Origin of the sequence: Aminobacterium sp. UBA4908 (genome assembly GCF_002398115.1) — a bacterium.
Lineage (GTDB): Bacteria > Synergistota > Synergistia > Synergistales > Aminobacteriaceae > Aminobacterium > Aminobacterium mobile.
This window is the reverse complement of the sequence record NZ_DHCG01000004.1, coordinates 223,680-249,809: the sequence shown is the minus strand read 5'-3', so window position 1 is coordinate 249,809 and position 26,130 is coordinate 223,680. Positions and strand designations below refer to the sequence as shown.

The 26,130-nt window shown below is 42.2% G+C and carries 23 protein-coding genes; 9 read left to right on the top strand and 14 right to left on the bottom strand.

Annotated features, from left to right (window positions below):
• Positions 1-35: 35 nt before the first annotated feature.
• The 6 genes from B4J50_RS05775 to B4J50_RS05750 form a co-directional block, all read right to left on the bottom strand.
• Complete coding sequence (locus tag B4J50_RS05775) at positions 36-785, bottom strand: IclR family transcriptional regulator (RefSeq protein WP_024821364.1); 750 nt, start codon at positions 783-785, stop codon at positions 36-38.
• 194 nt (positions 786-979) lie between these two features.
• Positions 980-2,047, bottom strand: a complete 1,068-nt coding sequence (gene buk, locus B4J50_RS05770; RefSeq protein WP_024821362.1) for a butyrate kinase — start codon at positions 2,045-2,047, stop codon at positions 980-982.
• A gap of 77 nt (positions 2,048-2,124) precedes the next feature.
• Complete coding sequence (locus B4J50_RS05765; RefSeq protein WP_024821361.1) at positions 2,125-3,057, bottom strand: bifunctional enoyl-CoA hydratase/phosphate acetyltransferase; 933 nt, start codon at positions 3,055-3,057, stop codon at positions 2,125-2,127.
• A gap of 49 nt (positions 3,058-3,106) precedes the next feature.
• Positions 3,107-4,015 carry a bifunctional enoyl-CoA hydratase/phosphate acetyltransferase gene (locus tag B4J50_RS05760; RefSeq protein WP_024821360.1) on the bottom strand — a complete coding sequence of 303 codons (909 nt, stop codon included), beginning with the start codon at positions 4,013-4,015 and terminating at the stop codon, positions 3,107-3,109.
• Positions 4,012-5,106: a butyrate kinase gene (buk, locus tag B4J50_RS05755; RefSeq protein WP_024821359.1), complete on the bottom strand. Its 1,095-nt coding sequence runs from the start codon at positions 5,104-5,106 to the stop codon at positions 4,012-4,014. The genes B4J50_RS05760 and buk (B4J50_RS05755) overlap by 4 nt, the downstream gene beginning before the upstream one ends.
• A 54-nt stretch (positions 5,107-5,160) precedes the next feature.
• Positions 5,161-7,710, bottom strand: a complete 2,550-nt coding sequence (locus B4J50_RS05750) for an ABC transporter substrate binding protein (RefSeq protein WP_286846991.1) — start codon at positions 7,708-7,710, stop codon at positions 5,161-5,163.
• 322 nt (positions 7,711-8,032) lie between these two features.
• Here B4J50_RS05750 and B4J50_RS05745 point away from each other — a divergent pair, with 322 nt between their 5' ends.
• Positions 8,033-8,845, top strand: a complete 813-nt coding sequence (locus tag B4J50_RS05745; protein WP_286846988.1) for an aminotransferase class IV — start codon at positions 8,033-8,035, stop codon at positions 8,843-8,845.
• A 107-nt stretch (positions 8,846-8,952) separates the two neighbouring features.
• Here the strand turns inward: B4J50_RS05745 and B4J50_RS05740 are convergent, their stop codons facing one another.
• Positions 8,953-9,816, bottom strand: coding sequence for an EamA family transporter (locus B4J50_RS05740; RefSeq protein WP_286846987.1), 864 nt, complete (start codon positions 9,814-9,816; stop codon positions 8,953-8,955).
• A gap of 174 nt (positions 9,817-9,990) precedes the next feature.
• Between B4J50_RS05740 and phrB the strand changes: the two genes are divergently transcribed.
• Positions 9,991-11,334, top strand: coding sequence for a deoxyribodipyrimidine photo-lyase (gene phrB / locus B4J50_RS05735; protein ID WP_286846984.1), 1,344 nt, complete (start codon positions 9,991-9,993; stop codon positions 11,332-11,334).
• Between the two features lie 118 nt (positions 11,335-11,452).
• Here the strand turns inward: phrB and B4J50_RS05730 are convergent, their stop codons facing one another.
• The 7 genes from B4J50_RS05730 to rsmG all read right to left on the bottom strand — a co-directional run bounded on the left by B4J50_RS05730 (position 11,453) and on the right by rsmG (position 15,868).
• Entirely contained in the window at positions 11,453-12,019 is a 567-nt protein-coding gene (locus B4J50_RS05730; RefSeq protein ID WP_286846982.1) for a biotin transporter BioY, read from the bottom strand.
• A 102-nt stretch (positions 12,020-12,121) separates the two neighbouring features.
• On the bottom strand, positions 12,122-12,760 hold the full coding sequence (locus B4J50_RS05725; RefSeq protein ID WP_024821353.1) for an IMPACT family protein: 639 nt from the start codon (positions 12,758-12,760) through the stop codon (positions 12,122-12,124).
• Positions 12,757-13,248 carry an HIT family protein gene (locus B4J50_RS05720; RefSeq protein ID WP_024821352.1) on the bottom strand — a complete coding sequence of 164 codons (492 nt, stop codon included), beginning with the start codon at positions 13,246-13,248 and terminating at the stop codon, positions 12,757-12,759. Before B4J50_RS05720 ends, B4J50_RS05725 begins: the two co-directional genes overlap by 4 nt.
• Before the next feature lie 43 nt (positions 13,249-13,291).
• On the bottom strand, positions 13,292-13,516 hold the full coding sequence (locus B4J50_RS05715) for a hypothetical protein (RefSeq protein WP_024821351.1): 225 nt from the start codon (positions 13,514-13,516) through the stop codon (positions 13,292-13,294).
• A 15-nt stretch (positions 13,517-13,531) separates the two neighbouring features.
• On the bottom strand, positions 13,532-14,425 hold the full coding sequence (locus tag B4J50_RS05710) for a ParB/RepB/Spo0J family partition protein (protein WP_286846978.1): 894 nt from the start codon (positions 14,423-14,425) through the stop codon (positions 13,532-13,534).
• Positions 14,398-15,174, bottom strand: coding sequence for a ParA family protein (locus tag B4J50_RS05705; protein WP_024821349.1), 777 nt, complete (start codon positions 15,172-15,174; stop codon positions 14,398-14,400). The genes B4J50_RS05710 and B4J50_RS05705 overlap by 28 nt, the downstream gene beginning before the upstream one ends.
• A 4-nt stretch (positions 15,175-15,178) precedes the next feature.
• Positions 15,179-15,868, bottom strand: coding sequence for a 16S rRNA (guanine(527)-N(7))-methyltransferase RsmG (rsmG, locus tag B4J50_RS05700; RefSeq protein ID WP_024821348.1), 690 nt, complete (start codon positions 15,866-15,868; stop codon positions 15,179-15,181).
• Positions 15,869-15,964: 96 nt separating this feature from the next.
• Here rsmG and B4J50_RS05695 point away from each other — a divergent pair, with 96 nt between their 5' ends.
• The 7 genes from B4J50_RS05695 (at position 15,965) to B4J50_RS05665 (ending at position 26,067) form a co-directional block, all read left to right on the top strand.
• Positions 15,965-16,699, top strand: a complete 735-nt coding sequence (locus tag B4J50_RS05695; RefSeq protein WP_286846975.1) for a Rossmann-like domain-containing protein — start codon at positions 15,965-15,967, stop codon at positions 16,697-16,699.
• A complete protein-coding gene (locus B4J50_RS05690) occupies positions 16,696-17,502 on the top strand; it encodes a thermonuclease family protein (protein WP_024821346.1) in 807 nt (268 codons plus the stop codon). The genes B4J50_RS05695 and B4J50_RS05690 overlap by 4 nt, the downstream gene beginning before the upstream one ends.
• A 291-nt stretch (positions 17,503-17,793) precedes the next feature.
• A complete protein-coding gene (locus B4J50_RS05685; protein ID WP_024821345.1) occupies positions 17,794-21,453 on the top strand; it encodes a hypothetical protein in 3,660 nt (1,219 codons plus the stop codon).
• Between the two features lie 79 nt (positions 21,454-21,532).
• Positions 21,533-23,149 carry a PucR family transcriptional regulator gene (locus B4J50_RS05680; protein ID WP_024821344.1) on the top strand — a complete coding sequence of 539 codons (1,617 nt, stop codon included), beginning with the start codon at positions 21,533-21,535 and terminating at the stop codon, positions 23,147-23,149.
• 222 nt (positions 23,150-23,371) lie between these two features.
• A complete protein-coding gene (locus tag B4J50_RS05675) occupies positions 23,372-24,103 on the top strand; it encodes a DUF5058 family protein (protein ID WP_024821343.1) in 732 nt (243 codons plus the stop codon).
• Between the two features lie 17 nt (positions 24,104-24,120).
• Complete coding sequence (locus B4J50_RS05670; protein WP_286846971.1) at positions 24,121-24,810, top strand: hypothetical protein; 690 nt, start codon at positions 24,121-24,123, stop codon at positions 24,808-24,810.
• 48 nt (positions 24,811-24,858) lie between these two features.
• Positions 24,859-26,067 carry a M20 metallopeptidase family protein gene (locus B4J50_RS05665; protein ID WP_286846969.1) on the top strand — a complete coding sequence of 403 codons (1,209 nt, stop codon included), beginning with the start codon at positions 24,859-24,861 and terminating at the stop codon, positions 26,065-26,067.
• Positions 26,068-26,130 lie beyond the last annotated feature (63 nt).

Genomic DNA, 26,130 nt, shown 5'->3' with positions numbered 1-26,130 from the left:
TACTCCTCCTTTAGCCATAAAGGGCTTCTTTAGTTTTATGTGTTTTGGTTCCTCTCTTTTTCATAGCGTATTAAAGCCTCGCTAATAAACTTTGCCGTCTGACAAACCTCTTCTCCATACTGAGAGATCACCTGAAAATCTAAACGATATACTGGAGCTGAAATACTAATCGCACCTACAGGGTCTCCATGAGCATCCATAATTGCAGCCCCTACGCAACGAAGACCTTTTTCGTTTTCTTCATCATCAATGGCATATCCTCGATTTTGAATTTTTTGCAATTCAGAGAAAAGGCCAGGAGTCGCCTCTTCTCCAAGAAATTGAATAACTTCTTCTTTAGGAAGACAGGAAAGTATCGCTTGTCCTGCTGAAAGGCGGGTTAAAGACCCTTTCACTCCTACTCTCGAATGCATACGAACTTGGTAAGGACTTTCAAGTTTATCGAGGTAAAATAACTCCCCTTTTTCGAAGATAAAGAGATGAACGGTCTCTTTCGTTCCTCTATTCAGCTTCTCTAAAAAAGGCCTGGCTACCTCGGCAAAAGCTACTTGAGAACGATAGGCATCAGCTAAAAATAATGTAGCCGGTCCCATTTCATACGAACCTTCTCGTTCAATCACCATGCGCTGGACTGCGAGACTGTCGAGAATTCGATATACAGTAGCTTTCGGGAGATTCACACCTCGAGCTATCTCTGTAACACCCATAGGCCTCTTTTCATGGGCCATAAAAAAAAGGAGAGTAAAAGCTCTATCTATAACTCGAATTTGACTCTGGTTTTTCATTATTTGTTTCACTCCATGGATTTTTCATCTATTATACGAAACCAAAATAATCATAACATTCTCTCTTTTTTTTGCAAATAAAACTTCGCCAGATCTTTATGAAAAGACGAACACAGCCCCTCGGAAAGACTTTTCCGAGGGGCTGTGTCTGCAATCTAAGGCCCTCATGAATGGGGCCCTTTTTCTCTTCATATTTAACGATATTCTCTCGGTTTTTCCTGACCTGTAAGGACACGAAGCGTTCCTTCTGCTAATGCTCTTAGCTCATCCTCTCCAGGGTAGACAAAAACTGGAGCAATGAAAGAAACCCTTTTTCGGATTTTTTCCACAAGGCTTTCACTATACGCAAGGCCTCCTGTGAGGATAATTCCATCTACCAAACCTTTCAACACCGCAGACGAGGCCCCTATTTCTTTTGCAATCTGATAGGCTAGGGCTTCAAAAATAAGAGCCGCTTTTGCGTCTCCGGCCTCGATCATTTGTAAAACTTCTCTCAAATCATTCGTACCAAGATAGGCGACAATTCCGCCTTCCCCTACTAAACGCCTTAAAAGACCATTCAAATCATATTGACCGCTAAAGGCAAGGTGTACAAGAGTCCCTGCAGGTAAAGAGCCAGATCGTTCCGGGGTAAATGGTCCTTCTCCGTCAAGAGCATTATTCACATCTATGACTCGCCCATGATCGTGAGCTCCTACAGATATACCTCCACCCATATGGGCTACTATAAAAGAGCATTCCTTATACTCTTTCCCTAGTTCTGAAGAAGCATGACGCGCAACCGCCTTCTGATTAAGCGCATGGAAGAGAGAGCGACGCTCTATTTCTGGCAATCCAGAAAGGCGTGCTTCGGGAATCATCTCATCTACAACAACTGGATCTACAGTATAAGCCTTCCCACATCCACTTTCCTGAGCCAGCCTAAAAGCCAGGGGGGCTCCAAGATTACAGGCATGAGAACCGTATCGACATGATCGAAGATCATCAAGCATTACATCGTTTATTATATAAGTACCGCCAGGAATGGGTTTCAAAAGGCCGCCTCTTCCCACTATAGCATCAAGAGAAGATGGGTCTGTATTATGTACTTCCAATATTTTTTTAATTTCTATAAAACGGAATTCTTCCTGAGCTGAAATGGAGGGGAACTGTCGGATCTGATGGATCGGGTACCTTTGTGCATCATCCCAAACCTGAGATGTGTCATCGAAAAGAGCTATTTTAGTACTCGTAGAGCCTGGGTTTATGGCAAGTATCCTCACGATTGCTCCTCCTTCTCTTTTGTAGAGAGGGCTTTAAAAGCCCTCTCTACATGAGGTATATTTAATTGTATTAGGGGTTATTCTTCGAAGGATGAAAGAACAACAGCTGCGGCTATGGAAAGAAGTTTGGCTCTCGGCGAATCAGCACGACTCGTCAAGATAACTGGTGCTGCCGCTCCGAGAATTAAACCAGCTGTTTCGTTTTTCGAGAAATAGACAAGAGCTTTGACCATCATGTTACCAGCTTCAATATCTGGAACCAGAAGGATATCGGCATGCCCCGCCACTGGAGATATTATTCCCTTCGTGCGAGCAGACTCTTCACTTACTGCGTTATCAAGAGCGAAAGGACCGTCAACAATACAATTTTTAATCTGACCACGACGATTCATCTGAGTCAATGCCGCAGCATCAATAGTACAAGGCATGTCAGGATTAACCACTTCCACAGCTGCCAATACTGCTGCCTTAGGTTCTGCAACTCCAAAAGCTCGAGCAAAATTCACTGTATTTTGAAGAATATCTGCCTTGCCCTGCAGATCAGGATACATATTAAAAGCTGCGTCTGCAATAAAGAAAACTCTATCGTATCCTTCTACAGAGTGAAAATAGCAGTGGGAGATGGTATTTTTCCCCTTTCGTAGCCCCACCTCTTTGTTCAACATTCCGCGAAGGAAATGGTTGGTATGGAGCTGCCCTTTCATATAGATATCAGCTTTGCCGGAAGAAACTTTTTCTACGGCAGTCAAGCCCATAAATGCCTCTCCTTTAACCTCGTCCACTATTTCATAATGAGCTAAATCGATATTAGCTTCTTTCGCTGCCTCCTCTATCTTTTCCTTGTGTCCAACCAATATGGCTTCAGCAAAACCAGCAATTCTGGCCTCTTCAATGGCAGAGAGAAGACCTGCGTCTTCCGCCATTGCAACAGAAAGCTTTTTGGGCCCTTTTTCCGAACCAATTTTCTTTGCATACTCAAGTAGTTGAGTCAGAGAGCGAATCTGTTCCATGAGAATTAAAGACCTCCTTGATAGAATTGATAGAATTTAAAATAAAAAACTAATCTTTACTCGCTACCACAGCTCCAAGGGCTATAGAAAGCAATTTTGTTTCCATAGAATCGAAACGACTAGTGAGCACTATTGGTTTTTTAGCTCCAAGGATAACACCCGCCCCCCGCCCCCCAGTCATATACAACAGTACTTTACCTATCATGTTACCCGCCTCTATGGAAGGGACTAAAAGCATGTCAGCATGTCCTGCTACAGGCGAATCAATACCTTTAATCTGCGCTGCCTCTATACTTACAGCATTATCAAGAGCAAAAGGCCCATCGAGAGTACATCCAGTAATCTGACCTCGGCGGTTCATTTGGGTAAGAGCCGCAGCATGGAGAGTGGCAGGCATATCAGGATTAACCACCTCTACAGCGCCTAGAGCTGCAATGAGGGGATTACTAACACCAATTTTATGGTAACACTTTACCGCATTTTCTACGATAGCAACTTTAGCATTCAAATCTGGGTACATATTCATACCCCCATCAGAGATACCAATGACTCTTTTCTGGAGAAGAGGTATCTCAAAAAGGAAAAGGTGGGAAAGAAGAGATCCAGTTCGAAGCCCCCACTCCTTGTTCAAAACAGCATGAAGCAACGTCGCAGTTTTTATGAGCCCCTTCATCAAAAGGTCCGCATCTCCTGATGAAACCATCTGGACAGCTTTTTCCGTTGCGGAATAATCATCTTTCTCTTCGATAAGAGAAAGTCCCGCAAGATCGAAACCATGTTCTTCTGCTTTAGCACGAATGTTTTTAGGGTTACCGATAAGGAGTCCATTAATCAATCCTAACTTGTGGGCTTCACATACTGCCCCAAGAACATCGTCGCCGTAGGGGCAGGCTACGGCAAGGTTCATACGTCGCCCCTTTTTACACATATCGATCAGAAAATCGAGGTTGTGCATCATTCTATTTTCCCTCCCACAAGACTTTGTTCGTATATTTTAGCTTTTTCTTCTCCCCTAAGAACCCGAAGGGCTCCATCGGCCAAAGCTTTCATCTCGTCTTCGCCAGGATAGACTAAAACTGGTGCTATCCATTGAACACGGTTCTGTATCAAAGCAACAAAATCACTATCGTAAGCAACGCCTCCTGTAATCAGTATAGCGTCTACTTTACCGGCCATAACTGTAGCCTGAGCAGCAATTTCTTTTGCAAATTGATAGGCCATCGCTTCATAAGCCAGCTTCGCCTTGGCATCTCCCGACCCTATTCTTTTCTTTACTTCCCTCATGTCACTCGTCCCTAGATAGGCCATAAGACCACCTTTTCCTACGAGCTTACGGAGCATGTCTTTAAGGCTATACTGGCCACTAAAACAAAGGCGTACAAGATCTACTGCAGGCAATCCCCCTGCTCGCTCTGGAGAAAATGGGCCAAAATCGTTACCGCTGTTAAGATCTATCATACGCCCTTGGCAATGGGCACAAACAGTAGAGCCGCCACCGATATGAGCCACTACAAAGTTCACCTTATCCCAAGGCTTACCAAGATCTCGCGCAGCTAATCGCACAGTAGCTTTCACGTTTAAAGCATGAGCTAAAGATATTTTAGGCAATTCAGGAAGACCTGTAATCCTCGCTACTTCATCCATTTCATCTACAGCTACAGGGTCCACAATAAAGGCGGGGATATGAAGAGGATTTGCTATAGCATCTGCAAGAATTCCACCAAGGTTTGAAGCATGTTCCCAAGGCTTTCCCAGCTTAAGTCTACTTAACAAAGCGTCACTCATAGTATATGTTCCTCCAGGGATGGGGTCTACAAGACCTCCTCGACCCACTACTGCACTAAGAGAATGGAAAAATGCGCCATGAGCTGTTGCCGCTTCTTGAATCGTTGCCAAGCGAAATTCAAATTGATCGACGATATGGTCGTACTTGGCCAGTATTTCGAGGTCATGATGAACGGTTTCCCTCCACTGTTCCTCATCGTCGTGAAACCAAGCAATCTTTGTGCTTGTAGAACCAGGATTAATAGCCAACACTTGGAAAAACACGCAAGTACCCCCCTTCAGACAAGTGAACGTGCGCCTTCTTTTCGTCGAACCACATTATACATGAATAGAAGAACGTAATACGTTGTCCCATATAGTATTTCCATGTCGCGCAAAAACATCTATGCATGTATCTACAACCTGAGGATCGAACCAATCTCCACGGTGCTCTTGAATCTCTCGCAAAGCTGCATCTACCCCCAACGCGGGGCGGTATGGACGGAAAGAAGACATTGCTTCCACTACATCCGCCACTGAAATAATTCTGGCTTCAAGGCGTATTTCATCCCCTTTTAATCCACAAGGATACCCTGATCCATCAAAACGCTCATGATGTTGTCGCACAATATCGGCAATCGGCCATGGAAAACAAATAGAAGAAAGAATATCGGCTCCATAGTGAGCATGTTCTTTTATAATGGCAAATTCAGCCGCATTGAGGCTACCGGGTTTACTGAGAATAGATGATGGTATGGGGATTTTTCCTATATCGTGCACAAGAGCCGCATAATAAATAGTGTCAACTTGGAAAGAAGATAAATGCAGGGCTCTCCCTATAAACCGAGCTAAAATAGCTACATTCTGTTGATGTCCTACGGTGTAAGGATCTTTAATTTCCAGTAATCGTCCCATTAGATGAAAAGTTTCCTGAAATGTCTTTTCTAACAATAAAATATTATCGCGAAATAATTGATTTGTCTTCCTACGCGATAAAGCAGCTCCAAGCAATAAAGCGACGATTTCAAGAAGGTTTTTTACAGAATTTTTTGCCTCTCCCTCCCAACAGGATGCACACGTCAAACATCCTGCAACTTCATCTTCACAAAGAATGGGGAGCATATACACCGATTCCTTAGGATAGGGTTTAAAAATTCTATTTTTGTCAAAAGAAGACCAATAAAATGGATACTCTTCACCAAAACAAAGCATGGTCTGAGACGAAAGGACTCGTTTTAAAGGCTCTACTTCATCGAAAGTCAATGGAAAAGATTCTCCACCCCCCTCTTTTGCATCCCTATGCCGCACATAGGCTATTCCTCTGTCAAAAACAGATGTATCGAAGAAAAAAAACGCCATATAGCGAGTTTTTGTAATCTGCCAAACTTCATGAAGAACGGCAAGAACCGTTTGCTCAAAAGGATCTTCACTCACAAGATGAGCTGATGTAGATGCCACTATTTCCTTCATTCGTAAGTGTTCTCGAACGGCTTCTTCTCTTTTTTTTGATGCGGTATTATCTGAATAGATGCCGTAACACCCTCGATAGAGTCCATCTACTACCAAAGGGTATGTAGAAATAAGAACTGGCAGAGGAACCCCATTTTTTCTCACTCTATACGTCTCTTTTTCACTTATAACGCCACCTCTGACTGTTACTGCTGAAAGCTCCCTGGCATTTTTTAAAAGATCAGGACTATCGGTAAGCAAAAGATCGGCATCTTGCCCTAAAACTTCCTTTAGTTTATATCCAAACATTCTGAGAAAAACCCTGTTAGCCCTCACAATCCTTCCTTTACAATCTGTAAGGATTGTGCCATGAGGAGCGTTTTCAAAAAGCTTCTCAAGAAGTTCCGTTTCAGAACGAAGAGCCTCCATTTCTATTTTAAGCTGCCTATCATTCCAAAAAAGGGCGAGGGCGAGGATAAAAAGGATTGTCGTAATGGCTGCACTTATAGCAATAACTCTGCGATACTTGTATAAAAAACTTTGAGGTTCGTTCACAAAAACAGCGAGGTATGGAACATCTCGTAAAGAAAGGGAACGCGACTCCAGCGAAGGGTAGTTAACCATAAAAATTGGAGAATCCTCACGAATCGGTATATCAGAAGGAGGCGTGCCTTCCAATGCTTGTATAGCCAAAGCAGCTGCTCCACGGCCATGCTCTTTAGCCTGTAAGACACTGCCAGCCAAGGCACCTGCCTCTATCATAATATCCCAAAAGCTAAATATAGGAGAATCGGTAGCTTGCTGAATAAAGGATATAACCTCTGTAGGAGACATATATTCTTCCTCTCCATTGCTGGAAAATTGCAATAGAAGAACGATGGTCTGAGATGGAAGAGATTTTAGGGCTTTCTCTAATTCCTTGTGCGAAAACCCTAAAAGATCAATTTCTTCCAGTTCAACTGAGAAGGGAATTATACTCTGACGAAAAAGAGAGATAATACTCATAGCAGTGGGAGACAAGTCGCTAATAACAGCAATGTGTCTCGTATAAGGATAGAATCTTAAAGCCAAACGCAGCGTTCCTTCTATGTCAACTCGCTCTATAATTCCAGTCGTGTTTGCCCCTATTTCATCGGGAGAAAAATTACGGCTATTCACCCCACAGAAAATAAAAGGTATTTCCCCGAAAAGTCTTTTGCCAGAGTGAGCGAGGAAAGAAAAAGCTTCATCATCACAGCATAAGATGGCATCGAGAGGAATATTCTGATACTTAAGCCGAAGAGTATTTTCAAAGTGTGCTATATATTTGCCCGGAACGGAGCGTTTTGCATCAAGATATTCTACAAAAATTCTTGTTGTACTATTCCATTGAGAAAAAGTTTTCATAATTCCATCGGTTAAACCATCAGACCAAGGATAGCCTTCATGGTAAGAATGCAAAACGAGTAGCGTTGGAACATGAGAGATTGAAGTTTTTCCATAGATGGGCAAGGGGAAAAGGAACAACAAAAACAATGACACTATAAGAAAGCATCTTTCACAGTGTCTTGGCCATTTTTGCACTATTTTTATAAACATGAAATCATTGCAAAAGCGCCAGAAGAACAGGACAAAGCAGCCCCCTTTAGATCTTTATTTTAATATCATACCATTCTTATCTGTTAGAAGAAAAACTGATGCATCATATTTCCTTTCACGTTATACTAGCCATCGCAGCTAGCGAAAATATGAAGAGGTGAACAATGCTATGAACCTATGTTATATGAATGGAAAATATCTCCCTTTAGAGGAAGCGACCCTCCCTGTTACAGACCTTATTATTCAACGAGGTGTAGGCGTTTTTGAAACAATTTGTACTCACTCTCGGCGCCCTTTAATGCTTCGATCTCATCTTGAGCGCCTTGAAGGTTCCGCTATTTCTTCGTCAATGGTTATGCCTCTCTCTCTAGACCATATTGCAGAGATAATAAGAGAAGGTATCGCAAAAATGGACTCAGAAGTCCTTATTCGTCCATATATAACTGGAGGCGACTCTTTCGGAGAGAATCAGCTTTTCAATTCTCCTCGTTTCTTTGTACTTTTTGAGACTGTTGAAAAACCAAACCAGGAAATATATGAAAAAGGAGTCACTCTTCACCCCATTAACGCTGAACGATATCTTCCCAGCGCTAAGAGTATTAATTACATGCTCTCCTTTACAGGGCAAAAAGCAGCTAAAGGGACCTTCGAAATACTTTATTGTCCAGAAGGAGAAATAGTAGAGGGGGCTCACAGCACCTTTTTTCTTGTAAAAAATAACCGAATTATTACGGCCCCTACGACTCGCGTTCTTTCAGGAACAACTCGAAAAATTATTTTAGAAATAGCCCGGAAAGAACAAATAGAAGTGGAGGAAAGGTGTCCTCTCCTCACGGAACTTTCAGAAGCTGACGAAGCTTTTATTACTGGAACTGTAAAAGAGGTTGTACCTGTTGTACGCGTGGGAGATCAAGTTATTGGGAATGGTAAGCCTGGGGAAATAACCCGACGTCTCCACACCCTCTATCTCACAAATATAGAGAAATGGTTAGATTAAGGGATAAAACACTGTAAGAAGGTAAATAAAACCCAGTCGAGTAAATTTGATTGGGTTTTATTTACTAACATGTAAGGGAAAGAAAAGAGTTTCTCCTCTATTTTTTCTCAAAAAGAAAAAAGAAACCACGCCCCGACGAACATGAGTAAAACACCTGTAATGCGTTGGCGTATCTTTTCCTTGAAAACAATCACTGACAACAATAACGTAACCACCATGCTCAACATAGATAAAGGTTCAGCAATGCTCACTTCTACGCTTTGGAAAGCAATAAGCAAACAAAGATAAGCGTAAGCATTTATAAATCCACTGGCTAAAGAAACCCACGGACGACAATGAAACAACGAGAACACTTCTTTAAATGCCCCTGTAATAACCAGCCAAACTCCGAGATATAAAGTCACAAAGAAATAAAGGAAAAAAGAATAAAGAACAGGAGATGTTGTTGATACATTTCCTTTATCAATTACCCGTCCAATAGCCAAAAGGAGAGAGGACACCATCATCATCTGGCAAGGTCTATCGACAAACAAGGCTTTTAATGATTGATAGATGTTCTTTTGACGATTGAGGAAGGTTGCCCCATAAAGCAAAAAAAACAATCCTACCCCCTTCATGACAGATAATGATTCTGATAGAAAAACAACTGAAAGAAGAAGAAGAAAAAGTATGTTGAAATTATAGAGAGGAGAAACAAGAGATACTTCTCCTTCTGCTAAAGCCTTAATATAGAGGAGAAAAGCAAAGGAATAAATAACGCTGCTTCCTGCTACATATTTCAAAAAACTCCAATCCACACTTTCTGACATGAGAATAAAACAAACGAAAGGGGAAAGAAAAAGAGTGGCCAATCCAACAAAAAGCATCAAAGCTGCCGAAGGATTAGCATCGTTTCCTAACATCTTTACTACAATTCGTTCAAAACCAAGCAATATGATACGGCCTAATAAAGCCATGTAAGAAATCCACATCTATAATCCCACCCTTATAAAAATCCGTTTACCCTACCCTTTATACTGGCTAGAAGCAATAATGATATATTTTTCATTATACATATTTTCAAAAGATAAATGACTATTATTTCCCAGGAAATAAATGGGGACGACTTTTAGGAAAGAGAGGACTGAATCGGCGTGGAAAAAAGAATGCGTATTATAAGAGAAGGAGAGCTTGGGGAAGGTCCAGTAGTATATTGGATGAATAGAGACCAACGAGCTCGAGACAACTGGGCCTTGCTCGCTGCCCAAAAATACGCCCTCGAACAAAGGAAGCCTCTGCATGTACTATTCTGCTTAACCCCATCCTATCTTCATGCAAACAAAACAATGTATTCATTCATGATTCACGGGCTTGAACGTGTTAGAGACGAACTTGCTTCTTATAACATCCCCTTATGCATACTATCAGGTGCAGCTCCTCTTTCCCTACCACAGACATTAGAAGACATTAAAGCCGCTGCGCTATTTACAGACTTTAACCCCCTTCGCATTAAGAAAGAATGGATTTATCAAATAACGGAACAAATCCATATCCCTTTCTATGAAGTGGATGCTCATAATATTATTCCTTGTTGGACAGCCTCCCCTAAAAGGGAATATACTGCCAGGGCATTCCGATCTAAAATTAATAAGTTACTTCCCTCTTTTCTTACAAACATTCCTCCTCTTTTGTTTCATCCTTACTCACAAACTATAGAGACAGACCCCTTTCAGGCTGTAGTTGAAAAAGTATTTCCTCATTTTAATAATATTCCATCCCTACAATGGACTCCTGGGACAACGTACGGGATGAAGAAACTTGAATTTTTTCTACAGACAAAAATATCTCAATATAGTACACAAAAAAATAACCCCACTGTAGATTGCTTATCCGGCCTCTCCCCCTATCTGCATTTTGGGCATATTTCTCCTCAACGAGTAGCTTATGAAGTCATATCTTATAAGGGGGAGGAAGAAATAGACACTCAATCACGAGAAGACTTTTTGGAAGAACTTATTGTTCGAAGAGAATTAGCCGATAATTTTTGTTTTTATACAGATAACTATGACACATTCGATGCATTCCCTGATTGGGCAAAAAACACATTGAACAAACACCGTTTCGATCCTCGCCCATATTTTTACTCCTTAGAATTACTTGAACAGGGAGAAACACATGATCCTCTCTGGAATGCGGCTCAGAAAGACATGTGCATTCATGGGAAACTTCACAGTTGGCTTCGAATGTATTGGGCGAAAAAAATCCTTGAATGGTCCCCCTCTCCAGAAGAAGCCTTGAAAAGAGCAATCTACTTAAACGACCATTACGAAATAGATGGACGAGACCCCAATGGATATACAGGCATAGCATGGTCTATAGGCGGCGTTCATGATAGACCTTGGCCCGAAAGGCCTATCTTTGGGAAAATTCGCTATATGAATGAAAAAGGCGCGTATCGAAAGTTTCACGTGAAACATTATATCGATAGTGTTACGATTTTAAATCCATGATTGGTCAAATAAAATCAAACCCTATTCCCCCTTATTTTGCCAGTCAAGTGCGGACATTATAAAAAGGGAGGCCCCCTAAAAATTTTTTAAGGGCCTCCCTTTTCCTTGACTTTTTAAGTTATATTGTTATAAATCCAGATTTTTGAAGAAGAGGAACAATTCTCCACGCAAAAAATGTAGCTCCTATTCCTTTTATAATATCAGAAAGAAGAAAAGGCATAACTCCTATCTTAAATACACCGAACCAACTCACAGCTTTTCCTGCTATTAAATTAAGATTTACATATAGGCCAACCATTCCCATACAGTAAATTACAAAGAGACCAACAAAAGCAGCTATCCCATATAGAAAAATATTCTCCTTAGGAATATCTATTTTCCAAACAATGCTTCCAGCTACCCACGAAGCAATAACAAAGCCCACTAAGTAACCAATCGTAGGAGACAAAAAAATTTGCACGCCTCCTCCGCCAGCAAAAAACGGGAGGCCAAGAACACCAAGCAAAAAATAGAGAAGTTGAGATAAAGCGCCATTTTTAGGCCCCAAAAGCATTCCTGCTAACAAAACCACAAAAACATGCAATGTCATAGGTACAATTGGAAAAGGAATGCGTATTTGCGCACTCACTGCCGTTAAAACAGAAAAGAGAGAAACAATCGCCATGCTACGAACAGAAAATCTCACAAAAAAGCACCTCCCTATGTTAACCAGACTATTATATAGGTTAACATAGGGAGGTGTAAAGCCCCTTCTCCTTAATATTAAAGAGTATATAGGTATTGACTATTACTGATCTTTGGACGTTTCTTCCCATCCCCATTTTTTTATCATACCGGAAGCCTCTTCTTCTGATAAATAAGATTCTACAGAAGGAACAGAAGAAAGGGGGACAAAAAAAGATAGAGTAATCGTTTCAGCATAGGCAGGAAGCATACTTTCTTCTGAAACATCGCGATTTTTTAACTGATAGACTATTGTTTTATAAAGAGAGTAAGGAAATTCTACATATCCTCTTTTGCCCATTCGACCCTCTTTTTTCCCTGCTTTTTCAAGTGCTTGGGTTGTTGCATTCCCATACGCCTCAATAAGGCCTCGAACGCCTAATTTAATACCTCCAAAATAGCGCGTTATGACAACAGTCGTAAAAGTTAAGTTCGCTCGTTGAATTGCTCCTAATATAGGTTTCCCAGCTGTACCTGAAGGCTCTCCTGCATCTGAACAATATTCTATAATAGGATCAATTCCTACCCTATAGGCCCAACAGTTATGGGTTGCTTGTTTATGTTTTTGAGATACATCTGAAATAAACTGGCGGGCTATCTCCTCACTTCTGGAAACACTTACGTGGGCAATGAAAAGAGAACGTTTTATTTTTAGTTCGTACGTTACATTGTTTAAAGGTTCATAAAAAAAATCAGAAATCATTCAAGGCTCCATGCATCTTTTATTTTGCAATATGTCTGTTCAAGACTTTCTGGGATCACTCTAGTCTCAGCTAAAACTGGCATAAAGTTAGTATCTCCATTCCATCGAGGAACTATATGCAAATGCAAATGGCCGTCAAAACCAGCCCCTCCAACTCGGCCTAAATTTACTCCGAGATTAAATCCTTGTGGTGCCATAACTTTTTTTAAAACTTTTAAACAATGACCAGCCAAGCGATGCATCTCCAACAATTCTTCATCAAGAAGATTTTCATATAACGCTGTATGTCGATACGGAGCAACCATTAAATGTCCAGGATTGTAAGGGAATGCATTACACATTACAAAACATCTTTCTCCCCTAAACAAAATTAAACGGTCCTCATCTCGGTCTTCTTTGGGAAAGTCACAAAAGATACAATGCTCTTCTTTTTCTTCTGTCGAACTTGAGATATAAGCCATACGCCATGGGGCAAAAATACTTTCCACGATGCCACACCTCCGCTATATGTTTCACGTGAAACATTAATAATTATCTCTTTCTTTTATTTTTACGCCATATCTGTTTTAAATAAAGCCATCCTTGCCATAAACCAATAATGGCACCTAATAATGTACACCCTATAATAACCGTATCGGGGTATCCTCTAGAAAAAAGCCACCGCCCGATCCAATAGCCCAAGAATATATAACCTGCTATAAGAAGGGCTGTTGAAATAACCTTTCCAAATAATAAAAGGTCCTCTAGTCCCTTCAATATAAAACGCCTCCCCTATTTCCCGGGAAATAATTGGACAGCTGATTCTTGAAGAAGAGAACCCAATTTTTCTATCTGTTCCATGGATAAACCACGAATAGAAAGACGTAATGCGTCCCCATCTCCCGAAATCCGTGCCTGAAGACCATATTGTTTTGCAAGGTGTTCGAACACAGCTGGACATTTCTGTTTACAAGAAGTCTTTTCCTTAGATTCCTCCCAAGAGCCCTCCTTAAATCGCTTCACAAGCAATTCCAATTGCCGAACAGAAAGATGCTCTTTCTGTACTCGCCGTGCAAGTACCAGCATATGTCCCTCAGATTGAAGGCCAAGCAATGTTCGAGCATGGCCCTCTGTAATATCTTCTTCTTCAAGCATTTTTTGAATAGAAGAAGGTAATTGCAATAAACGCAATTTATTTGTTAGAAGGGTGCGACTCCATCCTATTCGTTCAGCAACTTCTTCTTGAGTAAGAGAAAATATGTCAATAAGTTCTCGAATAGCTCTAGCTATTTCTAAGGGTGAAAGGTCTTCCCGCTGGATATTTTCAATAAGAGAGATCTCCTGTACTTCCTGATCTGTCCCATTAAAAAAACATACTGGGACTTCGTTAAGGCCTGCTATCTGAGCCGCTCTCCAGCGTCGCTCTCCAGCTACAATGTTATACATTTCCCCCACTTTACGAACCACTAACGGTTGGATCACTCCATGGGTTCGAATGGATTCCGCCAGCGCCTGCAAATTCTTTTCATCCATACTTTTACGTGGCTGTTTATCATTTGGTTGAAGAAGAGAGAGAGGAAGTGTTTGTACTTCCCGCTCATCGTTATGGATGGACGATACATTCTTAGCCCCTGGCAAGAGGGCTCCTAACCCCCGTCCTAGTGCTCTGCCTTTGCTTCCAGCCATCTTTTTGCAACCTCCCTGGAAAAGGTAGAATACGCTTGGGCTCCAGAACAGTTGGGTTCGTAGTATGCAATGGGCATCGCATGACTTGGAGCCTCAGAAAGCTTAATGTTTCGAGGAACAACCGTAGAAAAAACTACCTCCCCGAACTGTTTCTTCACTTCCTCTACCACATCATTCGCTAAACGAGTACGGGAATCATACATTGTAAGGAGCACTCCATCTATATTCAAATCAGGATTCAGACAATCTCGAATAAGCCCGATGGTACGGGCTAATTGACCAACGCCTTCCAAGGCATAATACTCACATTGTATAGGAACTATCAGCTTGTTCGCCGCAACAAGAGCGTTAATAGTAAGCATGCCAAGGGAAGGTGGGCAGTCGATAATAGCCACATCAAAATCTTTTAGGAGAGACATGTGACGGCGTAAACACGTCTCTCGACTAATAATGGAGGCCAATTCTACCTCAGCTCCTGCTAAATCGATAGTTGCTGGCAACAGAGTTACGCCTTCCCAAGGGGTAGGGGATAATGCTTCATGAATAGAGACTCCCCCTAAAAGAACATCATAAAGGCTCGTCTTTATAGTGTCTGGCTCCACTCCTAATCCGCTTGTGCAGTTTCCCTGCGGATCCATATCCACTGCCAGAACAGAATAGCCAAGGCTTCCTAATTCTGCCGCAAGATTGATGCACGTGGTAGTTTTCCCAACTCCACCTTTCTGGTTGGTAATAGCTATAGATAGCACAGTGTCACCTCCACCAAAATTTTTTTTCTGCCATTCCAGATCTCCGTGGAAACTCTTTAGGGCACGGTAATACTTTTTCCCATTTAAGAAGATAGTGTTCTTTTTTGTTAATGCTATACGGAGAAATGTCTGTTGCAGAAAGCCCTAATCGCAAAAACTTCCCCTCTAAAGGGGCTATCTCTTCCTTGTAAAGAGGCCCCTTAAAAGCAAGCACCCCCCCTCCTTTTGCTACAAAAGGAGATAGATATTCCAAAAGGACCCCTGTTCCTGTTACTGCCCGAGCGCCAGCTAACATATAACGTTCCCTCTGTTCTCTTGCATACTCTTCGGCCCTGGCACAAACAATATCCACATTGGTTAACCTCAAAAGTTGTACAAGCTCTTCAAGGGCTTTGCACTTCTTCCGCACACTATCAAGAAGAGTTACGTGTATATCGGGCCTACATATAGCCCATACTATCCCAGGGAGCCCTCCACCAGTCCCCACATCAATAACCTTCCCTTGATCAGGGAGAAAAGGAAGAGAAAAAAGACAGTCAAGAACATGTTCGTCCCATAGGGTTTCAGGATCCTGCGGTCCTGTCAATCGCACCCGACCAGAAAAAGAAACAAGACCCGCAATATAGCGATCCAAAGCTGGCCGGAAAGGTTGAACCATACAAAGAATCTCTTCAATATTTAATTGGACTGGCAATCAGCCAACCTCCTCTAATATCAAATAATATTCATTCATTATTTTTGTTATCATAACCCTTAAAGGGAAGTTTTCCAAACAGATGGAGGGACGCTTATGCGCTTTTTTGAAAAACTTATTTCTCTAGCCAAAGAACAGAAAGATGCTCCTGTTCGAGAAATAATTCTTGGATGGCACGCAAGTATTGTTAGTTTTGAAGATGGAAGATGGGGGCTCGGCATGGTTCCCCCTGGAGAAAAAATCCCACTATCCTCCAGAGAAGAACACACCCAAAGGCTCCTTGCCTCTACTGCTCATGATCTCGTATCTCTTTTTGCATCCCCTTACCCTCAAGAATTCGCAGCTGCCTCTGCTGCCGCTGCAGCACTCTTGCCTCCAGAAGGACCTTCTCTTCCTCTCGATACCATAGCAGGAATTCCAGCCGGCGATAACGTTGCAGTTATGGGATACGATCGAACACTTACTCCTTTCCTGCGAGATTGGGGATGGTCTATGGTGATCCTTGATGACGAAAGAGAGGCTCCTGATATTTTCCCTGAAGATGAAACCCCTCAAAAATTACCTTTATGCAAGTGGTGTTGGCTCTCTTCAGACACTCTTCGAAACAGGTGGTTTACTTTCATTCAACCATATATCTCCCAAATGAAAGGAGTTTTTCTTCGAGGCCCAGGCCTTCCATGGCTTCCCCATCTCTTCAAAACAGCAGGGGTAACACACCTTATTCTGCCCTCTATAAATAAATACGAAATCTCTTCCATTACATCTTTTATTGCAGCAGGTGGAAATCCTTGGCTCTGTCGACATATTACGTGGCGGGTGCATATCTTATGAATGTTAAAAAAAGAACGCAACGCTTTTTTGTGTTATGGCTTCTTTTTGTTGTTCTTATCTCCATCTTCGTTATTTCTTCACAAGCTTCCTGCACGTCTTTCTTTTGCCCTGTCTCTGTGAGGAAAGTTATTGACGGAGATACTATTTCTGTGTCTCTCCCCGACGGAACAGAAAAACGGGTGCGCTATCTTCTCATAGATACACCAGAACTCCACCACCCCCATCGTGGAGAAGAGGAACTAGGGGAGGAAGCCCTTCAGATGAATACACAACTGCTCCAAATGGGACAAATCCTCTTAGAGTTTGACGTTGAAAAACGGGATTGTTACCAACGTCTTCTTGCCTATATTTGGTGCATTACGAAAGAAGGAACATTTTTAGTCAATGAAGAGCTCGTACGCCAGGGTGTAGCAATGCCTTCTACCATTCCTCCTAATGTTAAGTATGTATCCCGAATTCAAAATGCTTTTCGAGACGCTTGCGAGAGGGAAGCGGGCCTTTGGAGACTAGCTCGTCATCGTCGTTTCACTGCGAAACAGATATGGGAGTTCCTTCCTTTCCTGAGAGGACATTTTGTCTCTTTTTCTGCAACAATTCAAGATGTAAAAGAAACGCCTTTACGTTATATTTTCCGTGATGGACGCCTCTCACTTATCATATATAAAAGCGAAAAAGATCTTTTTCCTTTAAATAGTATAAAAAAAGGGACTCACATAGAGGGGGTAGGGAAGGTGATTTCAGGAAATAGCGGAGGTGAAATTATTCTAAATAGCCCATTACAGCTGTTTACTCTTGTCTACTAATGGGAAAGAGCCTAGTGGCTTTATAAATGATTTCCACATCTGGACAAGTTATCCACAATCCTTATAATGCACGGGGTAAGTGGGACTAAATCCACGACTTCTCCACTGGGTTATCCACTTATCCACATATCCACGCCCTTTAAAAAGGCTCTATATGTGTGTAGTTTTAAACTGAATAATTAAAATTATCAAACGAGTATTCTTTACACGTCTTCCCGATGACAAAATCTTCAAGAGAGAGTATCGTGAACTTTATATATATGTGAACTAAGAAAGGGTAAGAGGTGGGCAATGAAAAGATCCATTTATTTTGTTTTACTATTCGTCCTCATTTGTTCGATAGGAGGTATCTTTTTCCTCCCCTTCGTTAAAATTGATCTCGGGACTGCATCGCTTCGAGCAGCTTTGGAAAAAATCTTGGAAACAGCGACTTCTTATTCTATAGAAATAGGAGACATTCATGGGAACCCCCTTGGAGGGTTTACAATAAATGATGTTGTTATATCTAACGGTCAGGCTATTGTTGGACAGGTTAGCACTCTTTCTATTCGGCCCTCTCTATTATCTCTTGCAACAGACCACCCGAGATTAAAGAGACTTCGTCTAGAAAAATTCTCTCTTTCCATAGACCACTTTCTATCTTTTAAAAAAGAGGAAGCTAGGAGATGGAACCTACCTCAAGATATTGTTATGGATATCATCGTATCCCAAGGGAAAATTACCAGCTCTTCTTTAGGTATTGTAGATATTGGGAGAGGCAAAATATCAGTAAATAACCAACACATTACAGTAGACGGGCGGGTGAAAATAAATAACGCCCCTCTCTGGATCAATATGGAAGGGCAAGTAGGGGAGAGAATTTCTGTTAAATATATGAATTTTAAAATAGCTGAAGGGACTATCCAACTTTCTGGATATGTATGCCCGGAAATAGGGCTTGCCGGCAAAATAGAGAATGTGAATCTCTCAAAATTCATGCTCGCTTTCCCTCCGGCTAAGAAGACTATTGATCGTCCTTTAGAAGGGACCGTTTCTTCCAGCATTATTCTTCGCGGCCGTTGGCCATCCCTTGTTGCGGAAGGGCAGCTTTCCGTGGAGAAGGGGCACATTTGGGGATTCGACGTTTCGCAGGGAACAACTCGTTGGGCATGGGATGGCAAGACGTTAAGTTTTCTTGACATAAATGGATTGTTCTTTGGAAGCAACGTACAGGGAAATATCGTTATCTCTCCTCAAAAAATGGTTCAGATAGACGTAACGGGACATGAGTTAAAAACAGCTGAATGGTATGGCGTTTTCCCCTGGCTTCGTTTTGCACAAGGAACTCTCGATACCCTCCGCGTAGAGTTGGCAATACATAATGGGAAGAGAGAAGGAGTCACCACCTTTACTAGCACGTCTGCTGTCCTTTCCGGCTTCCCTCTAGAAAAGCTGACTGGGAAACTTTTTTTCTCTCCAGAGCACCTCATAACTGTAGATGCTTCGGGGTTGTGGCATGCTACTCCAGTAAAAGGGAAGGGCACTATTACTATTAAAGAAAAAGGGGCGAACCTTGATCTCGCATTCGATGTGCCGAAACTTTCTCTCAAAAATATACAAAAAATAACGCCGGAATTTCAAGCTCTTCTCCTCGAAGGGGATGTATCTGCTGCTGTTTCTCTTCAAGGTCTTTCTACTTCACCAGAAATTCAGGGAGAGATCCGATCTAAACGGATTCGAATAAAAGGTAATATCCTGGAAAGTTTTGCCCTAGATTTCATACAAAAGGGAAATATTACTACTATTCCCTCTTTCGCTGCTCTTTTTCAGAAAACATCTATTAAAGGAGGGGGGGAGATACAACACCTCTTCGCAAAAGAAGAACCCATTTGCAACATAAGAGGAAACATGAACAACCTGTCCACTGCTGCTCTTGAGACTCTTCTACCAGATATAAAGCCTCTTCATGCTTCAGGATCTCTATCGGCAACATGGCAAATTTCAGGTTCTCTTAAAGATCCTATTTTTACTATAAATGCAAAAGGGGAGAACAATAAAATTTTTGAAAAGGTTCCTCTTCAAGACCTTGAAATGTCGGGAAAGTATAGAAAAAATCTATTTTCGCTAGACGCAATCAGAGGAAGGATATGGGGAGGGCTTTTTCTGCTTTCCGGTACCTTTGACATAGCTCAACCTGGAATAGCTCTCAATATAACAGGGGATATACGTCACATGAAAGTAAACAAAATGGGTCCTACCTTGGCAGGCTGGCAAAAAATGGATGGGGAAGTAAATGGAACTTTCAACATCCTTGGCACCTCGAGGGCTCCTTTATTAACAGCCATCATAGAAGGAGAGAACATGACGCTTTCTGGCCTTCTTTTCGATAAAGTTACAGCGAAAATAGAAGGGACGCCAACAGAGTTACAAATAGAAACTGTTACGGCCATGCTAGCGGGGTCATTATTGGAAGGGGCAGGTACATTTTCTGTGGGGAAAGGGTTAAATATGAACATTACCATCCCTCCCACAAATCTCCAGGCAATAGTGTCACAATGGCTTTCTCAATCACCTGTAGATGGGAACATCGCTGGTGAGATTTCTATTTCTGGCCCCCTACAACGGCCATCTATCTCGGCTACAGGCACATCTCAACATATTCGTATTGGCGGACTTGTTCTGAGTGACGTCTCATTAAAAGCCCAACCCCAAAAAGACGGAGCTTTTGTTTTTTCCCTCGATGGAATATATAAAAATGTTCCTGTAACCATTCTAGGCGGAGGAGACCTTGCTAAAGACGGATGGGAAATTTCTTTAACGACAGGAGAAAAAGGCATTCCCCTTGAACTTCTCGCTGCCAATGGAAATGGGAAAGGACGCTTTTCTGGCTTCCTTAACGCTTCATGGAAAGGGAAAGTTAGCGAAAAAGGCCTTCGTGGCAGTGGGCTTATCTCTTCTTCAGAGATGAAACTATACGGCTTTACTCTTTCCAGAATTCAGCTTCCTATTGAAACAAGTTCTGATGGGAAATTTTTAATTACAGATGGGGAGGTTCAAGCATACGGAGGGGAAGGTACAATCTCTGGGAGTTTCGATCCTCAAAAGTTTAGGTGGGACGCAAATGTTATAGTAGAAGGGCTTGACTTGGAAAAAGCCTCTATAGACTGGCTACCACCAGAAGGGAAACTCTCCGGGGAAGGGACCCTCAAACTTGATGCTTCTGGCACAATGGGGCAGTTAAAGTTTGTTTTCGGAAGTGGCTCTCTCTATATAAAAGAAGGGGCCATAGAAGGATTCCCTCTTGTTAAGAAAGTAAGCGGCACAGATAAAATTGGTTATCGTTCGATCATGGCTAATTTCAATCTCGACGGAAGAAGCCTTTATCTCCTTCCAGGAAGCAGGATTTCCGCTTTTCCTAATGATCCTGTTTATCGCTATTTAAACGCAAGCGGCTCTCTTGGATTTGGAGATAAAACCGTTTCGCTAAAATGCATGGGAGACATTAATTTGAAAGCTTTAAATGCCCTCCTTGGCGGTATCAAGGGACTCATAAGCGTGGGAGACAATATTACAGACCCCCTGTTGCTTCAAAAGTTCCTATCTGGACTTTTAGGCGGGTATTACTCTGTACGAGATTTTCGTGAGGCTAGTTTTACACTTGAAGGGACATGGGACAATCTTAAAATGTACGATTTAAAAGTCTCTCAGCCTGTTCAAAAATCGCCTATACCGACAGACAGCTCCTTCACACGGGAGAAAAGAGACGATGAAATTGACGATATAACCATTAAGCTATCTTTTCCGACTGGAGAGGGGAAAGATAGCTCGCTCAGCCCGGGAGAACAAGTAAAAAAACAACTTATGGAAAACCTGTTAAAACAAATAATAAAACCAGAAGAAATTGAAGAGATCTCGCCAAGCCCTAGTAAAGAAAACGATGCTGGAGCATCTTCTTCTAATGGCGGGCTATAAAAGAACAGAGAAAAGAGACGTTGTTAACCAGATCGCATGAGAGAACAGAGAAAAGAGACATTGAAGGGAGTTTTTATACATGACCATTACTGTACGCCAAATGCTTCGAATCCCAGAGTTGAGACGAATGAAAATTGTTGCTGGAGAAAGTGGCCTTGATACGAATCTTGTATCTACGGTCACTGTTCTTGATGCTCCAGATATAGAGAGATGGGTTCATGGAGGAGAATTTGTCATTACCTCTGGATATATTTTCAAAGATGATCCTACAGCCCTGGTGCAAGTAATCGAGAATCTAAGTAAGGGAGGAATGGCTGCCATTGGCATAAAGTTGGAACGCTTTTTGAAAACTCTCCCAACTGAAGTAATAGAAGCAGCAAACAAGCTTCGTTTCCCCATTATTAATGTACCTATTGATTTTGCTTTTAGCGATATTATTAATCCGGTACTCTCTAATGTAGTAAACGCACAAGCTCAGGAGCTGCGTTTCTCCGAGAAAGTTAGTCAATCTTTCTACGAGCTTATTATGAACGGAGAAAGTATCGACGAAATACTCGACAACCTTCAGTACTTTATTCATGTAGATTTAGCTTTTGTCGATACGGTATTTGGACAAAATTATTACTGTGCCCAATCTGAGGACTTTGTCGACCGTATCCGGAGAACAAGTTTACCCCAACTTGTGCGTGAGATCCCTAATCGACAAGCAGTTATTGGAGATAAAACATACGGGTATCTTTTCTTCGATGTAGAGGACTTAGGGACCCTTCCTAAAAGTTGGGACATCTCTATTTCTCATGCTATTACAGCTATTTTAATTTGCACTCAAAAACGGATCGCTAAAAGTGAAGCTGAGAAACGATATCGTGATGAATTTGTCCAGGACATCCTTTTAAAAAATGTCCGGTTTGAGAAGGAGGTCTGGAATCGTGCTCAACTTTTCGACTGGGATTTACGCGGCCCTCAGGCTGTAATGGTAGTCGATATAGATAACTACAAGCATCAGTTTGAGACAGCTCGGCAAATTGACGAAGCAGTAGCTACTCTTGATGAGGTAAAACAGCGGATTTATAACATTTCTACCTCTATCACAAAAAAGGATTTTCCTAACGTTCCCTACGCAGAGATGAGCGATTCCATAGCTTATATCATTCCATCATCTCTACGTGACTACGATGAATTTAAAAAGAAACTATTAAGAACGCTTACGTCAATCCAAGAAGAAGTTTCGAAAAAAACACATTTTACCGTTACTATTGGTGTAGGAAATACAAAAGATAGTATATTTGCTTGCCACCAAAGTTATGAAGAGGCGCAAAAAGCTCTGGAAATGATACGAACAACCTGTGGCGGCGGACATGCTATTTTCTGGAGAGATCTTGGCGTCTATAAGCTTCTCGGCAACCTCTATAACACAAAAGAAGCCGTGGCTTTCTATTACGACTATATAGGGAAACTTATCGAACACGACAAAAAGAAAAAGAATCAACTCGTTGAAACCCTCGAGACTATTGTACGTTGCAACTGGCAGTTGAAAGCCGCAGCTCAAGACCTTTCACTCCATTACAACACATTGAAATATCGTTACAGAAAAATTTGCGAGCTCATAGACCTCAATACGAATGATAGTGAAGATCGCCTCAATGTGGCTCTTTCATTAAAATTGTATCTTATGGACAAATATCTAGATAAATAATTGTCTTTTAGTTTCTATAAAAACTAAAAAAGAAACGAAATCGTCCCTTAGGAACATAAACTTGAACCTTATATTGTTTTTGAGGGACGATGTTTATTGCCTCCATTACAGATACAATTTCTTGTGAAAGTTGCGACTATGTTTTGTTTCGTGTGAGCGCGCACACAAACGAATATGCAAAAAACGCTGTTGTCGTTGGAATACTGTGGAGGTGTTTTTGTTATGCCAGAGGCTGTTCTTCAAATAGCAAATAGTTGGCTCATTTGGGGCATTGCTATTGCTATCATAGTCATCGTTCTAATACAATCTCTTTTGTATATCCGCCTTTCTTTCAGAGCTGCAGATCAGATTGGATTTCCCCGCGAAAAATGCGTCCGCGGCCTTCGAGCTGGCGCTATTTCTGCCATTGGGCCGTCCATAGCTATTTTTATTGTTATGGTAGGTATGATGTCTGTTGTTGGCGGGCCTATTACATGGCTGCGGCTTTCCATTATCGGAGCCGCTCCCACTGAGTTAACAGCGGCTACTATTGGAGCCGAAGCGCTTGGCGTTAAGTTTGGGTCGGCAGATTACGACTTAACCGCTTTGGCCACATCGTGGTGGACCATGACCATTAATGGTACAGGTTGGCTTATCTGTGCCGCTCTCTTCACTCATAAGCTAGAGGGTATGCGAGAGAAAATGGGGGGCGGAGATCCTGTATGGCTTGCTATTATGTCTGGTGGCGCTATGTTAGGGTGTTTTGGATTTCTCAATTCTCGAAATATAGTTTCTGGACTTCGAGAACTTCAGTCTGGCCTGGCTGGTGGCGGTGGCCCCCTCTATGCTGCTATCGGAGGGTTGCTCGGCATGGTTCTTATGATGCATTTAGCAAAAAAACTTACTTGGCTCCGTGAATATACCCTTGGTATCGCCATGCTCATAGGAATGGCTGTAGCTGTTATTCTCGTCTAGCTAAAGGAGGCTCTATTATGGTCAGTCATGAAGAATTCGACAAAATATGGAAAAAGCCAGCTGTAAAGATAGGAGTTATAACTATCATAGTTCCTATGCTGATGTGTTTTTTACCTAACGTATATTTATTCCTTCGGTTTGGGGCTTTTCCGCCTCTCTCCGTAGCACTTAAAGCCTGGGCTATGATTGCTACCATTTTTGGGGCATTTTACATAGTGGAGTTGGTGTCTTATTACCCTATATTGGGTCTTACAGGTACCTATATTACCTTCCTCACAGGTAACATGGGAAATCTCCGCGTCCCTTGCTCCGCCGTCGCACAGGAAGTTGTCGGCGTCAAGCCAGGGACACAAGAAGCTGAAATTGTTTCAACCCTTGGTCTCACTGGCTCAGTGGTAACGAACCTTTTTTTCACTACATTAGCGGCGGTAGCTGGAGCAACATTGCTTGCTATCTTCCCGGAACCTATAGCTATTGCTTTTAAGCAGTACACTGTAGCGGCTATTTTTGGTGCAGTTTTTGGCCAATTTACATTAAAATATCCAGCCCTTGCAGCAGCCGGACTAGGTATCCCCTTGCTCCTGTTCATTGGAGGGCCCGCTATCGGCCTATCTTTTTTAGCGGAGTCATGGATTGTTATCATTGGTTCTGTTTTTGGCACTATCGGCTTTGGGCGCTTGCTCTATAAGAAAGGGCTTTTACATTAAATTTTACATTTCAGATCACATCACACAGGATAAGAGGGGGAGTCACTCTTGGAAACAACAAAGAAAGAAGCATTGGCGTTGCAGGAACAGGTTGTAGCTTGGAGACGAGACCTGCATCAAATCCCCGAAACAGAGATGGATACTGTTCAGACCGAAGCATATATCTGTGCTTGTCTGGATGAAATGGGCATTCCCTACAGAAAGGGAGTTGCAGGACATGGAGTTGTTGCCGTACTTAAAGGGAGCAAGCCAGGAAAAGTATTCGCCCTTCGCGCTGATTGCGACGGTCTTCCCATAAAGGAAGAAACAGGCCTTCCCTTTGCTTCTAAGAACGGGTGCATGCACGCTTGCGGTCACGACGTACATACAGCTATGGCCCTTGGAGCCGCGAAAATCCTTGCTGATAACAAAGATCATTTGGAAGGATCTGTAAAGTTTATTTTTCAGCCAGGAGAAGAAGGTTGTAAAGTAGGGTATGGTGGCGCCAAACGCATGATAGATGATGGCGCTTTAGAGGACCCACGTCCTGACGTTATAGTAGCTCTTCATACCGGTTCTCTTTGGAATGAAGATCTTAAACCAGGCGATATTGGATATCGTTCAGGAAGCTTTATGGCATGCATGGATCGATTTGAGATTGTAGTGAAGGGGAAAGGAAGTCACGGTGCGTATCCTCATGGTTCTATCGACCCAATCAGCATTGCTTGTCATATCGTAACTGAACTTCAGACAATCGTAAGTCGCGAGATGAATCCTGTAGAACCAGCCGTTATCTCTATTGGGGAAATTCATGCCGGCTCCGCTTTTAATATTATTCCTGGAGAATGCCGTATTAGTGGAACTGTAAGAGCTCTTACCAACGACACCCGGAAAGTTTTAGCAGACCGGATTGAAACTATTGCCCAAACAGTCGCTCAGGGGATGCGAGGAGAGATTGAATTCCGATATGGTTGGGAAGGGCCTTCTCCTGTTGTAAACGACCCTGACGTAACAGAGGAACTTCGTCAGGCTGCCGTAGCTGTTCTTGGAGAGGCGCACGTAAAAGAGATCAAAAATCCCTCTATGGGAGGAGAAGACATTGCCTTCTTCCTTGAAGAAGTTCCTGGCACTTTCTTTTTCCACCCGAGTTGCAATGAGGAAAAAGGACAGATTTACCCTCACCATAACTCGCGCTTCGCAGTAGATGAGGACGTGCTATGGATTGGCTCTGCTGTCATGTCAACCATGGCTATAAACTGGCTTAAGAAACATAAATAAACTTCTACAGACAAATTACAGGGGCGGGCAAAAAAGCTATTCTGCCTGCCCCTGTTTTCTTTT